Genomic DNA, 13,143 nt, shown 5'->3' on the forward strand with positions numbered 1-13,143 from the left:
CGATGATAGGCTGAGGCCAAGCCTCGCCATCGCGATCCCTGTAATGAGCCGGCTAACGATTTTGGCTCTGAATTTGCTGACCACTTGCATTCTCTGTCCCCGATGCAGTTCATTCTCATCCGGGTTGTTTCAGATGAGTTGCAAGTGTCCTGTGCACTCGGCATGACGATCGACCTCACCGCGCCTGTTGCGGCCGTAACGTATACCTCGTACGCGTTGTTGCTCCGCACGCCTGGGCATTTCCCCCGCCAGCACTCCCGTTCTCGCATATATCCCTGTACTTCGCCGCTTCCCCGGAAGCGGCTTTGAGATGGCCTACGGGTCGCGGAGTTATAAAAATGAAACGCATGTTGTTTAATGCCACGCAGCAAGAAGAACTGCGCGTAGCGATTGTCGACGGACAAAAACTGATCGACATCGATATCGAGACAGCCGGGCGCGAACAGCGCAAATCCAACATCTACAAGGGCGTGATCACGCGCATCGAGCCATCGCTCGAAGCGTGCTTCGTCAGCTATGGCGAAGACCGCCACGGCTTCCTGCCTTTCAAGGAAGTTGCCCGCACGTATTTCCGCGAAGGCGTTGATGTGCGTAACGCTTCCGTCAAGGAAGCGCTGCGCGAAGGCCAGGAAATCATGGTCCAGGTTGAAAAGGAAGAGCGCGGCAACAAGGGCGCTGCCCTGACTTCCTTCGTTTCGCTGGCCGGCCGTTACCTGGTATTGATGCCGAACAACCCGCGTGGCGGTGGCGTATCGCGCCGCGTGGAAGGTGAAGAGCGCCAGGAATTGCGCGAAACCATGGATAAACTGGACTTGCCAGCTGGCATGTCCGTGATTGCCCGCACGGCAGGCATCGGCCGCAACGTCGATGAACTGCAATGGGACTTGAATTACCTGATGCAACTGTGGCGCGCCATCGAAGGCGCCGGCAAGTCGGCCAACGGCGCTTTCCTGATCTACCAGGAATCCTCGCTCGTCATCCGCGCCATCCGCGACTACTTCCAGCCCGACATCGGCGAGATCCTGATCGACACCGACGAGATCTACGACCAGGCGCACCAGTTCATGAGCCACGTGATGCCCGACATGGTGCACCGCGTAAAACGCTACAGCGACGACGTGCCGCTGTTCTCGCGCTTCCAGATTGAACATCAAATCGAAACGGCGTACAGCCGCACCGTGCCGTTGCCATCGGGCGGCGCCATCGTGATCGACCACACCGAAGCGCTGGTCTCCGTCGACGTCAACTCGGCCCGCGCCACGCGCGGCTCGGACATCGAGACAACCGCCTTCAATACCAACTGCGAAGCGGCCGAAGAAGTGGCCCGCCAGCTGCGCTTGCGCGATCTGGGCGGCTTGATCGTCATCGACTTCATCGACATGGAAGTGGCGAAAAACCAGCGCGAAGTGGAACAGCGCCTGAAAGACGCGCTGCACCATGACCGCGCCCGTGTACAAATGGGCAAGATTTCCCGCTTCGGCCTGATGGAACTGTCGCGCCAGCGCCTGCGTCCTTCGCTGTCCGAAGGCTCGCACGTGACGTGCCCGCGCTGCTCCGGCACCGGCCACATCCGTGACACGGAATCGTCCGCCCTGCAGGTGCTGCGCATCATCCAGGAAGAGGCGATGAAGGAAAACTCGGCCACCATCCACGTGCAAGTGCCCGTGGACGTGGGCGCCTTCCTGCTGAACGAAAAGCGCGGCGAAGTACTCAAAATCGAAAACCGCCACCGCATCGCCGTGATCCTGATCCCGAACAAGCATCTGGAAACGCCGCACTACAAGCTGGAACGCATCAAGCACGACGATCCGCGTCTGGAAGACAGCCAGGCCAGCTACAACCTGGCTGAAAGCGCTGAAACCGACATGGCTTACAGCAAGCGCCAGAAGGAAGAAGCCAAGCCGCGCCAGGAAGCCGTCGTCAAGACGATCACCCCTGACCAGCCGGCACCGCTGGTCGAGCGCAAGCCCGTCGAAGCAAAACCGGCTCCGGTGGCCGCGCCTGCCGCGCCGCAAGGCCTGATCGCCAAGATCATCAGCTTCTTCACCGGCGCCCCGGCACCGGTGGCACCGGCACCTGCCCCAGTCGCCCCAGCCAAACCGGCCGGCGCCGACCGTGGCGACCGCAACAGCCGTGGCCCGCGTGGCCGTGGCCGCAACGGCAAGCCAGGCCGCGAAGAGCGCGAACCGGGCCAGGGCCGTCCAGCCCAGGACGATGCAGCAACGGAAGCACTGGAAAAGGCGGCCCGTCCGCCACGCCCACCGCGTCCGCCACGCGAACCGCGTGAAGCGCGCGAAGGTGGCGATGCAACGACGGCGCCACGCGAACGCGGTGAGCGTCCGGAACGCGCGGAACGTCCTGAGCGCGCAGAGCGCCCGGAACGCGCCGAACGTCCGCCACGCCAGCCACGCGAAGGCCGCGAACCACGCGCCGACAAGGCTGTTGTTGCTGAAGTGAAAGCTGATGAGCTGGCCCTGGTTGGCGCCACCGCCAGCGCGGTGAATGTCGTCGTGCCGTCAAACGGTCCTGAATCCGACGCCGCACCGGCGAACTTGCTGAAAGCACCGGCAAATGCCGGTCCTGAAGGCGAAGAGACGGAAAACGACGTGGAAGGCGAAGAACCGCGCCGCCGCCGTCGTCGTGGTGGCCGCAACCGCAACCGCCGCGACCGCGAAACGGGCGAGCTGATCGAATCGGCAAACGGTGAAAATGAAGGCCAGGACGCGCCAGTGATCAGCTTTACGGTTGCTCCGGCGCCGGAAGCTGCCGCTGATGCGGCTCCAGTAGCCGTCGTGGCTGCCGACGCTGTCGTCGCCGTCGCTGCGCCAGTGGAAGCGGCATTTGATGCCGCTCCTGCCGTCGTGGCTGACGTAGTCGAAGCAGTGGAAGTGGTCGAAGTCGCCAAGGTTGAAGAAGCCGCTCCTGCTGCTGAAGCTGCACCAGTTGCTGAAGTTGCTGAAGTTGCTGAAGTGATCGTGCCGCCAGCTCCTGTCGAAGCCGTCGTTGCTGCAGTGCAAGCTGAACCAGCCGCTGCCGAACCAGCACCAGCTGCCGAGTACAGCTTTGCCGAGAAAGCGGAAGCGGCGCCAGCGCCTGCTCCAGCGGAAGTCATCGTCGAAGCGGCGCCAGTCGTGGAAACGGTTGCTGTCGTGGCGGAAGAAGCGCCAGTCGCCGAAGCGGCACCTGCCGTGGTGGAAGCCGCCCCGGTGGTTGCCGAAGCGGCTCCCGCCCCTGCACCAGCGCCGGCACCTGTCGTTGCTCCTGCTCCGGCAGCACCAGTGGCCGCGCCGCTGGACTTGAGCGCAGTGCTCGGTTCGGCCGGCCTGACCCTGGCTGCCACCGATCCGGAAAAACTGCGCCTGGCGCAGGAAGCGGCTGCCAAGGCAGTTGCTCCCGTACGCAAGCCGCGCGAACGCAAGCCATTGCCGCCGCAATCGGATGAGCCGTTGATCCAGGTCAACACGCAACGTCCATAAGCGGGCCGGGTTCGCCCAGCCGCCAATGATGAAAGGGGGAGCTCAGGCTTCCCCTTTTTTACGTCCACACCTTTGCCAGCCATCCGCCATGCACGAGCACGCCCCTCCTTCCCCCGTCAGCCTGCGCAGCGCCTTCTGGTACTGGCTCAAGCTGGGCTGCGTCAGCTTTGGCGGCCCGGCCGGGCAAATCACCATGATGCATGCGGAACTGGTGGAAAGGCGGCGCTGGATTTCCGAGCAGCGTTTCCTGCACGCCTTGAATTACTGCATGCTGCTGCCGGGGCCGGAAGCGACCCAACTGGCCATCTACATCGGCTGGCTGATGCACCGCACGCGCGGCGCCCTGGTGGCGGGCCTGCTGTTTTTGCTGCCTTCGCTGCTGCTGCTGATCGCCCTATCCTGGCTGTACATGGCATATGGCCACGTGGGCGCCATCGCCGGCGTCCTGTACGGCATCAAGCCGGCCGTCGTCGCCATCGTGCTGGCGGCCGCCTGGCGCCTGGGCCGGCGCACCTTGCGCAGCCCCGGCCTGATCGCCATCGCGGCGGCCGCATTTGTCGCCATCGCCGTGCTACATCTCCCATTTCCGCTGATCGTGCTCGTCGCAGCCCTGCTGGGCATGGCGGGCGGGCGCTGGCTGCCGGGCCACTTTCATATTGGCGCCACGCAACATGGCGGCGCGGCCCGCTACGGCGCCGCCCTGATCGATGACGACACGCCCACGCCGGAGCACGCGCGTTTCAGTTGGCCGCGCCTGCTTGGCACGGCCGCCGTGGGCCTGGCGCTGGCCTTCCTCGCCTGGCTGGGCCTGGCGCTGGCGGGCGGCGCGGAGCAGCCGCTGGCGCAGATGGGCGTGTTTTTCAGCAAGGCGGCCCTGCTGACGTTCGGCGGTGCGTATGCCGTGCTGCCCTACCTGGTGCAGGGCGCCGCCGACCACTACCACTGGATCAGCAGCGCGCAAATGATAGATGGCCTGGCGCTGGGCGAAACGACGCCCGGCCCCCTGATCATGATCGTCGCCTTCATCGGTTTTGTCGGCGGCTGGAGCCATGCCGTGACAGGCGAGCACCTATGGCTGGCGGGCGTGTGCGGCGCGCTCGTCGCCAGCTGGTTTACTTTCCTGCCCTCGTTCATCTTCATCCTGGCCGGCGCGCCGCTGGTGGAAGCATCGCGCGGCAATTTGCGCCTGAGCGCGCCCCTGACGGCCATTTCGGCGGCCGTGGTCGGCGTCATCGCCAGCCTGGCTCTGTTCTTTGGCCGCCACGTCTTCTGGCAAGCAAACCCGCTGCCGCACTGGGACTGGCTGGCGATATTCATCGCGCTGGCGGCCGGCGTGGCGCTGATCCGGTTTCAAGTTGGCACCATCAAATTGCTGCTCGCCTGTGCCATCTTCGGCCTCGTGCTATCGTATCTGCCTTGACCGATTTAACGTAAGTGGTATCACCTTTCATGGCTGACAAGATTATCTACCTCGCCGAGGCCCGCAATGGGGCTTTGGTGATCCCCGCGCAGCTGGAAAGCCCGAGCGGCAACGTGGCCGACAGCCTGGGCCGGCCCCTGCACGACTTGCGCATCTCGATTACCGACCGCTGCAATTTCCGTTGCGTGTATTGCATGCCGAAGGACGTGTTCGACAAGAACCACGTGTACCTGCCGCACACGGATTTGCTGTCGTTCGAGGAAATCACGCGCGTCGCGCGCCTGTTCGTCGCGCACGGCGTGGAAAAGATCCGCCTGACGGGCGGCGAACCGCTGCTACGCAAGAATATCGAAAAGCTCATCGCCATGCTGGCCGCCCTGCGCACGCCGTCGGGCCAGCCGCTGGACCTGACCCTGACGACCAACGGCTCCTTGCTGGCAAGGAAAGCGCAGGCGCTCAAGGATGCGGGCCTGAACCGGGTCACCGTGTCGCTCGACTCGCTCGACGACGCCACCTTCAAGCGCATGAACGACGTGGACTTTGCCGTGGCCGACGTGCTGCACGGCATCGATGCGGCGCACGCGGCCGGCCTGGGCCCCATCAAGATCAACATGGTCGTCAAGGCCGGCATGAACGAGCAGGAAATCGTGCCCATGGCGCGCCACTTCAAGGATACGCCCTACATCCTGCGCTTCATCGAATACATGGACGTGGGCGCGTCGAACGGCTGGAACTTGCAGGAAGTCATCCCGTCCGCCGAAGTCGTGCGGCGCATCGCCGCGCACATGCCTTTGCTGCCCATCGACCCGAACTACACGGGCGAGACGGCGGCGCGCTGGCGCTATGCGGATGGCAGCGGCGAGATCGGCCTCATTTCCAGCGTCACGCAAGCATTCTGCGCCGACTGCAGCCGCGCCCGCCTCTCGACCGAGGGCAAGCTGTACACGTGTTTGTTCGCCAGCAGCGGCCACGACTTGCGCAGCCTGCTGCGCGGCGGCCGCAGCGACGCGGAAATTTCCTCGGCCGTGGCGCAGCTGTGGCGCGGCCGCGGCGACCGCTATTCGCAATTGCGCACCAGCCAGACGGATTTGACGGGCGGCGCGCTTGAGCACGGTAAAAAGAAAGTGGAAATGTCGTACATCGGCGGCTGAATCGGGCGCGGCGCGGGCCCCGCGCTGCTACCATGGCGCATGCACCCACTTTTTACCTGACATGATCAACAAACACGACATTACCGGCCTGATCCTGGCCGGCGGCCTCGGCACGCGCATGGGCCAGCGCGACAAGGGCATGCTGCCCCTGCATGGCCAGCCCCTGGCCCGCCACGTGCTGCAGCGCCTGGCGCCGCAAGTGGGCCAGCTGGCCATCAGCGTCCACGCGGATGCGGGCGATTACGCAAGCTTCGGCCTGCCCGTGTGGCCGGACTCTCTGCCGGGCCAGTTGGGGCCGCTGGCGGGTTTGCACAGCGGCATGCAACATGCCACCACGCCCTACCTGCTGACGGTGCCGTGCGATTCGCCATTGCTGCCGCCCGACCTGGCCGCGCGCCTGGCGGCCGGCCTGGCCGAGAACGATGCCGACCTGGCCATCGCCGTCACCGAGGAAATCGACCCAGCGACGGGGCAAACTGTGCGCCGCCCGCACCCCGTCTTTTGCCTGGTGAAAACCTCTGCCCTGCCCCAGTTAGACTCGTACCTGCGCGGCGGAGAGCGCCGCATGCGCACCTGGCACGGCCCCCTGAAGCTGGCCGAAGTACTCTTCGAGAACAATAGCGCGTTCGGCAACATCAATACCCCGGACGAGCTGGCCGCCCTGCAGGCGCAGGGCTTGTCTGTGCCGATGGCGCAAGCCATCCTGGCCGACACGGTCGCACCCGTCGCCGAGATCGAGGAACTGCCGCTGCCGCAAGCGTTCGAGCGCATCCTGGCAGCCGACATCGTCTCGCCCATCAGCGTGCCCGCGCACGACAATTCCGCCATGGATGGCTATGCGCTGCATGGCGACGACCTCGGTGGCGACACGCCCGTGACCCTGGCCGTGGTCGACACCATCCTGGCCGGCCGCCCGGGTACGGTCACCATACAGCGCGGGCAATGCGCGCGCATCATGACGGGCGCCGTCATGCCGGACGGCTGCGACAGCGTGGTGCCGCAGGAACTGGTACAGCAAGCCAGCGCAAGCAGCATTACCGTGGCGCCCGACTGCATCCGCCCCGGCGACAACCGCCGTTTCAAGGGCGAAGACTTGATGCAGGGCCAACCTGCGCTGCTGCAAGGCAAGACACTCGGGCCGGCCGAACTGGGTTTGCTCGCCTCGCTGGGCATCGCCACGGTACCCGTGCGCCGCCGCCTGCGCGTGGCCTTCTTTTCCACCGGCGACGAATTGCGCTCGATCGGCGAGCCGCTCGATGCCGGCTGCATCTACGACAGCAACCGCTACACCCTGCTGGGCATGCTGACCCGCCTCGGCTGCGAGGTGCTCGACATGGGCATCGTCAAGGACAATCCGCAAGCGCTGGAAGCGGCCCTGCGCGGCGCCTGTGCCTCGGCCGACGTCATCGTCACCTCGGGCGGCGTGTCCAGCGGCGCGGCCGATTTTACGCGCGATATCCTGGCGCGCCTCGGTGAAGTGGCCTTCTGGCAAATCAACATGCGTCCGGGCCGCCCCATGGCCTTTGGCCGGATTGCCAGCGAGGGCGACACGGCTTTGCTGCTGGGCCTGCCTGGCAATCCCGTGGCCGTGATGGCGGCGTTTTATTTCCTCGCCCGCCCCACCCTGCTGCGCCTGATGGGCGCCGATGCGGACACGGCCGCCCTGCCGCTGCTGCAGGTGGCGGCGCAAGCGGCGATCCGCAAAAAACGGGGCCGCACGGAATATCAGCGCGGCATCGTCGAACGGGGCCCGGACGGACGCCAGCACGTGCGCTTGACGGGGGCGCAAGGCTCGGGCATCCTGCACTCCATGACGCAAGCCAATTGCATTATCGTGCTACACGAAGCGCAAGGCCATGTGGCCGCCGGCGACCTGGTCGATATCGTACTATTCCATGGACTGATATGAAACTGATACTGACACTGGCCCTGCTGCAGGGCATGACGGCGTACGCGGGCGAAGTCCACAGCAATGGCTACACGGTGCGCTTCGACGAGCGCATCGAGGAAGCAAGCGGTGACTTGCACGGCGAAACCGTGGGCCGCGTCAGCATCGTGCGCACCAGCGACCAGGCGCTCGTGTGGCAGGAAAACACGCCCTTGCGCCCCGATTGCGGCGTCGTTGCAGCCGTCACCGCCATCAACGACCGCTTCGTGGCCGTGTGCGGCCACCTGGGCGGGCGCCACTACACGCAAAAGATTATCTTTATGCAGGGTAACGCACTGTCCATGGTCAGCGTGGACCAGTACGACTCGCCCAGTCCCGTGCGCGTGGAGCGCAACGGATCGCTGACCATCGACGTCCAGCGGCGCGACCGATTCCCAGGTGAACTGACGGGTCCGCATTACTTTCCCACCGTGTACCGCTTGCACCACGATGACGCCACGTTCGGCTTCGTCCCCAGCTTTGACGGCGATGCCGCCGAGCGCTACTGGCAGCACTACCGCGCCACGCGCCAGCTGGCGCCGGCGGCGGCCGTGCTGCCGGAACTGCTGGCCTCGCTGCTGGCGGCCCAGGCCGGCAAGCAATCGATCTGCGCGGAGCTCGATACGCTCGCCGCCGACTTACAGCGAGGACGGCAGGACGATGCGCAAGGCGCGCGCACCTTGATGCGCACGTGGCTGCACAAGCTGCCCGCCATCGGCTATCCCGCCTTCGATACGCAAGCCTGCCCAGGCCGCATCTAACACCCATCGTTGCACCGCCGCCTGCCGGCGGCGCATCCCTCAAAACCCTCCGCCCTCCAAACGGCCCGCCTTGCGCGGGCCGTTTGCATTGCCCCTTCGCAATCAATTTCCCCATGCGACAACTGCTCGCCTATCGAGATAAAAATATTAATTATTTCGTTAAATAACATATCAACAAACACAACACAAATTGTAATAATTTTATTTATTTGTTGATATGAGAGTTTCTTCGGTGATAACATCCGATCTCGCATAAAAATTCAATTTTGATATTGTTTTCATGAGGAAACTAATAATGAGACACCGTTCATGGATCGCGGGCGCCGGCATGCTGGGAGCGGCTTGTCTGCTCGGCATGCTGTCGCTGGCGCCGCTGCCCGCTGATGCCAAAGGGGCTCCACGGGCCGATGTGCTGGAACACTGCAGCTGGAATCGCCCGGGCGTCGACCCGTTCATGGGGGATGTCGTTGCCGCCGTGGACCGCTACCCGGACATCGCGCCGCAGGTGCGCGAGCAATTGAAGGCGCGCATGCGCGCGCGCCAGTATGATGAAATCGTCGTGATCAGCCGCGACGCCATCCGCGGCAAGGGCAATTACGATGCACGCATCAGCGACATGCATTTCGGGCCGGGCCGCGTTTGCCGCAATGTCACGCGTGCAGGCTGGAGCGAGCAGATGCAGGAACGGGGACTCGTGTACTGCGTGCAGGGCGCCTGCATCCTCGTGCCCACCGTGTGCCGCAATGTCAGCCGCATCACGCAGGCGGCGGCCGGGCCGCGCGGCGCCGGTGCTGCCCCTGGCGGAGCTGCGCCAGGCGGCGCAACGCCGGTGGCCGCCACACCTGCGGCAACGCCTGCCACGGCGGGCGTGCCCGTCATCGAGCATCCCGCCGGCGCGCATGGCGGTTCGTTCACGGGCGTGCCGCCGGCCGTGGTGGCCAGCCTGCCCCTGCTGGTCTTCGATGTCGTGCGCACCGGCAACGACACGATGCTGCCGTCGAGCATAGGCGGTGGCCAGCCACCACGCGGCGGCAGCATCATCGCCGAGCCATTCGTCCCCACCGTCATCCTGCCCTCGCTGCCGCCCACCGACCTGTCCGTCCTGCCGGCCGTGCCGGAACCGCACACCTGGGCCATGCTGCTGGCGGGACTGGCGCTGCTGGCCGGCGCCACGCTGCGCCGCCGACCGGCGGCAGCGGCCTGAACGCGGGCGGCGCTATTCGCCGTCCGCCTCGGCGGACAGCCCAGCGTCCGCCTTACCCAGCAGCAAGGCGGCCGCCTCGCCCGGCAAGGCTTCCACGGATTTCAATTTGCGCGCCATCTGCCGGCTGCGCACTTCCGCGCTTTCGATATTCTTCGCCGCCTTTTCCAGGGTCAGGCGCGTTTGCGACAGCACGTCGCCGAACTTGCCAAATTCCGTCTTGACGGCGCCCAGCACTTGCCACACTTCCGACGAGCGTTTTTCCAGCGCCAGGGTGCGGAAACCCATCTGCAGGCTGTTGAGCAAGGCAGTCAGGGTGGAAGGCCCGGCGATGCTGACCCGGTGCACGCGCTGCAATTCGTCGGCCAGGCCCGGACGGCGCAGCACTTCCGCATACAAGCCTTCCGTGGGCAGGAACAGGATGGCGAAATCCGTCGTTTGCGGCGGCGCCAGGTATTTCTCGGCAATGGTTTTCGCCTCGCCCCGCACGGCCCGTTCCAGCTCGCGTCCGGCCAGGGCCACCCCGTCGGCATCGGCGCGCTCGGCCGCTTCGACCAGGCGCTCGTACTGTTCCTTGGGGAACTTCGCATCGATCGGCATCCACACGGGCGGCCCGCCATCAAGCATGCCCGGCAACTTCAGGGCGAATTCCACGCGCGCGCCGCTGCCCGGCACCGTTTCCACGTTCTTCGCGTACTGGTCGACAGTGAGTACCTGCTCCAGCAGCATTTCCAGCTGCACTTCGCCCCAGGTGCCGCGCGTCTTCACATTGGTGAGCACCCGCTTCAAATCGCCCACGCCCAGCGCCAGCTGCTGCATTTCGCCGAGGCCTTGGTGGACTTTTTCCAGCCGCTCCGACACTTGCTGGAACGAGGCCGTCAAACGCGTCTCCAGCGTCGCGTGCAGTTTCTCGTCGACCGTCTTGCGCATCTCTTCCAGGCGCGCGCCATTATCGGCCTGCAAGTCGCGGATCTTGTTTTCCAGGGTGGCGCGCACTTCCAGCATGCGCTGCGCATTCGATTCCGTCAGCTGCGCCAGCGTCTGGTTGGTGCTGTCGGCAAAGCGCGCCAGGCTTTGCGCCTGCTCTTCGCGCCCGACTTTCCCCTGCGCCTGCATCTGCGTGCGCAGGCTGTCGAGCTGTTGCAAGGTCGCCGCCTGGAATTGCGCCAGGCTGGTAGCCAGGTCTTGCCGCGTGGCTTGCGCCGACGCCTGCAGTTGCAGCCGCACTTCGCGCTCGACCCGGTCGATGCGTTCCAGGCTTTGTTGCTGGTGCTGCTGCACCAGGGCCAGGGTGGTGGCGCCATCGCCGGCCGCGCCGCGCGGGCGCAGCAAGATCAATAGCAATAAAACGATGGCGACGATGGCGGCGCCCAGCAGGCTGTAAAACTCGATAGGGCTCATGGGTGTCAGTCAGGTTTGTTGCGCATCCAGTCGGCCGTCTGATAGAACGATTCCATCAGGCGCACGCGCAAGGACTCTTCGATGCCCGTGTCTTCCATGGCCCAGGCCATGGCGCGCAGCCACTGGTCGCGCTCGCTGGTGCCGATGGCGTAGGGCAAGTGACGGGCGCGCAGGCGCGGGTGGCCGAATTTCTCGATATACAAGTCCGGTCCGCCCATCCAGCCCGTCAGGAAGAAATACAGCTTGTCGCGCGAACCGTCCGTCGACGGTGGATGCATGACGCGGATGCCGGCGAACTCGGTTTCGAGCTCCATCAAGTCATAAAAACGGTCGACCATTTCGCGCAGCACGGGGGCGCCGCCGATGGTCTCGTACAGGGTAGGGGCAGTGGTATCAGTCATGGCCGCCATGATAGCGCAAGCGCCGGCGGCCCATGCGGCGCCGGCGCCTCTACCACAATAAAAAGCAATATACTTGACTACTCAAGCTTATATCAACTACCATGCAATCTTTAAACACGGACAAAACCACCATGTCGACCACCGCAGAATCGCATTTGCTACGCAATACCAATTTCCGCTGGCTGCTGGGCGGCGGCCTCGTGTCCATGCTGGGCGACCAGTTCAGCATGCTGGCCCTGCCCTGGCTGGTACTCAGCCTGACGAACGATAGCCTCAGCCTGGGCATCGCCGTGGCCCTGATGGGCGCGCCGCGCGCCGTGCTCATCTTGTTCGGTGGCGCCATCGCCGACCGCTACTCGCCCCGGCGCGTGCTGCAGCTGAGCAAATATGCGAACGCCGCCATCCTGCTGGCGCTGTCCGGCCTGCTGATGCTGGACCAGGCCAGCCTGGCGCTCGCGTATGCGGCCGCGCTGGCGCTGGGCATCGCATCCGCCTTCGCCATTCCCGCCGGCACGGCCATCCTGCCGCAAGCCGTGCCGCCGCCATCGTTGCAGAGCGCCAATGGCTTGCAGATGGGTGCGCGCCAGTTGTCCTTGCTGGCCGGCCCCCTGCTGGCGGCGCTCGTGCTCGGCGCCCACGGGGGCGGGCAGAAAACCGCTATGGCGGCGCTGGCCGCCGCCTTTGCCATCGATGCGCTGACGTTTCTGTTTTCCGCCTGGACCTTGCGGCAAGTCAAGCTGCGGCCACTGGCAGCGGCCACTGCGCAGGGCATGTGGCGCGACATGGCGGCGGGCCTGGCCATGGTGTGGCGCGACCTTCCTTTGCGCAGCTGCTATGCCTACTGGGCCGTGGTGGCGTTCTTCGTCATGGGTCCGCTGCAAGTGGCCTTGCCCGTGCTGGCCGGCGAGCGCCTGCACGGCGCTGCGGCGTTGGGACGGCTGATGGGCGCACATGGCGCCGGCACCCTGGCCGGCATGCTGGCGTCCAGCCTGGGCGGCGCCTGGCTGCGGCGCCGCTTCGGCGCTACCCTGCTGCTGGTCGATGCGGTCGTCGGCCTGCTGCTGATGGGGCTGGGACAAGTCGACACGGCCTGGCAAGGCGCGGCCCTGCTGGCCGTGACGGGGCTGCTGGGCGGCTACTTGCAGGTGGCCATCTTTACGTGGATACAGCGGCGCGTGGCGCCCGCCATGCTGGGCCGGGCGATGGCGCTGTTCATGGGCATCTTCCTGGGCCTGGCGCCGCTGTCGGCGGCCGCCACGGGCGCGCTGCTGCGCCACGTCACCGTGGGCGAACTGTTCTGCGGCGGCGGCGCCCTGCTGCTGGCCGCCGCCGTGGCCGCCGCCCTGCTGACCGGTATTCCCCGCATCGGGGAAGCCGATTGCGTCATTCAACCTTGAGAAAGTTT

Annotated in this window: 9 protein-coding genes; 7 read left to right on the forward strand and 2 right to left on the reverse strand. The window is 65.4% G+C overall.

Annotated elements, in window-relative coordinates:
* Nucleotides 1-338 precede the first annotated feature (338 nt).
* From CSQ93_RS10290 to CSQ93_RS29180, 6 genes are all read left to right on the forward strand, one after another.
* Nucleotides 339-3,476, forward strand: a complete 3,138-nt coding sequence (locus CSQ93_RS10290) for an Rne/Rng family ribonuclease (RefSeq protein ID WP_099377965.1) — start codon at nucleotides 339-341, stop codon at nucleotides 3,474-3,476.
* Nucleotides 3,477-3,564: 88 nt separating this feature from the next.
* Entirely contained in the window at nucleotides 3,565-4,896 is a 1,332-nt protein-coding gene (gene chrA / locus CSQ93_RS10295) for a chromate efflux transporter (RefSeq protein WP_099377966.1), read from the forward strand.
* Between the two features lie 29 nt (nucleotides 4,897-4,925).
* Nucleotides 4,926-6,047: a GTP 3',8-cyclase MoaA gene (moaA, locus tag CSQ93_RS10300; protein ID WP_099377967.1), complete on the forward strand. Its 1,122-nt coding sequence runs from the start codon at nucleotides 4,926-4,928 to the stop codon at nucleotides 6,045-6,047.
* A 61-nt stretch (nucleotides 6,048-6,108) separates the two neighbouring features.
* Nucleotides 6,109-7,956 (forward strand): molybdopterin molybdotransferase MoeA, encoded by a 1,848-nt coding sequence (gene moeA / locus CSQ93_RS10305; protein WP_099377968.1) that lies wholly within the window; start codon nucleotides 6,109-6,111, stop codon nucleotides 7,954-7,956.
* Nucleotides 7,953-8,735, forward strand: coding sequence for a hypothetical protein (locus CSQ93_RS10310; protein ID WP_099377969.1), 783 nt, complete (start codon nucleotides 7,953-7,955; stop codon nucleotides 8,733-8,735). Before moeA ends, CSQ93_RS10310 begins: the two co-directional genes overlap by 4 nt.
* 295 nt (nucleotides 8,736-9,030) lie before the next feature.
* Nucleotides 9,031-9,939, forward strand: coding sequence for an MHFG family PEP-CTERM protein (locus CSQ93_RS29180; RefSeq protein WP_199534341.1), 909 nt, complete (start codon nucleotides 9,031-9,033; stop codon nucleotides 9,937-9,939).
* 12 nt (nucleotides 9,940-9,951) lie between these two features.
* Here CSQ93_RS29180 and rmuC read toward each other — a convergent pair whose 3' ends face one another.
* Nucleotides 9,952-11,337, reverse strand: coding sequence for a DNA recombination protein RmuC (gene rmuC, locus CSQ93_RS10325; protein WP_099377971.1), 1,386 nt, complete (start codon nucleotides 11,335-11,337; stop codon nucleotides 9,952-9,954).
* Between the two features lie 5 nt (nucleotides 11,338-11,342).
* Nucleotides 11,343-11,738 (reverse strand): group II truncated hemoglobin, encoded by a 396-nt coding sequence (locus CSQ93_RS10330; protein WP_099378180.1) that lies wholly within the window; start codon nucleotides 11,736-11,738, stop codon nucleotides 11,343-11,345.
* Between the two features lie 131 nt (nucleotides 11,739-11,869).
* On the opposite strand from CSQ93_RS10330, the gene CSQ93_RS10335 reads away from it, so the two are divergent.
* The gene (locus CSQ93_RS10335; RefSeq protein WP_099377972.1) at nucleotides 11,870-13,135 is read left to right on the forward strand and encodes an MFS transporter; all 1,266 of its coding nucleotides are present in this window, start codon (nucleotides 11,870-11,872) and stop codon (nucleotides 13,133-13,135) included.
* The last annotated feature ends 8 nt before the right edge of the window (nucleotides 13,136-13,143 follow it).

It is taken from the genome of Janthinobacterium sp. BJB426, from assembly GCF_002735705.1.
In the GTDB taxonomy this organism is placed as follows: domain Bacteria; phylum Pseudomonadota; class Gammaproteobacteria; order Burkholderiales; family Burkholderiaceae_D; genus Janthinobacterium.

Bases quoted from the DNA above. Each gene is read 5' to 3' on its own strand.
- moaA (WP_099377967.1), top strand. From the start codon at position 4,926: ATGGCTGACAAGATTATCTACCTCGCCGAGGCCCGCAATGGGGCTTTG.
- CSQ93_RS29180 (WP_199534341.1), top strand. From the start codon at position 9,031: ATGAGACACCGTTCATGGATCGCGGGCGCCGGCATGCTGGGAGCGGCT.
- moeA (WP_099377968.1), top strand. From the start codon at position 6,109: ATGATCAACAAACACGACATTACCGGCCTGATCCTGGCCGGCGGCCTC.
- CSQ93_RS10310 (WP_099377969.1), top strand. From the start codon at position 7,953: ATGAAACTGATACTGACACTGGCCCTGCTGCAGGGCATGACGGCGTAC.
- CSQ93_RS10335 (WP_099377972.1), top strand. From the start codon at position 11,870: ATGTCGACCACCGCAGAATCGCATTTGCTACGCAATACCAATTTCCGC.
- CSQ93_RS10330 (WP_099378180.1), bottom strand. From the start codon at position 11,738: ATGACTGATACCACTGCCCCTACCCTGTACGAGACCATCGGCGGCGCC.
- rmuC (WP_099377971.1), bottom strand. From the start codon at position 11,337: ATGAGCCCTATCGAGTTTTACAGCCTGCTGGGCGCCGCCATCGTCGCC.
- CSQ93_RS10290 (WP_099377965.1), top strand. From the start codon at position 339: ATGAAACGCATGTTGTTTAATGCCACGCAGCAAGAAGAACTGCGCGTA.
- chrA (WP_099377966.1), top strand. From the start codon at position 3,565: ATGCACGAGCACGCCCCTCCTTCCCCCGTCAGCCTGCGCAGCGCCTTC.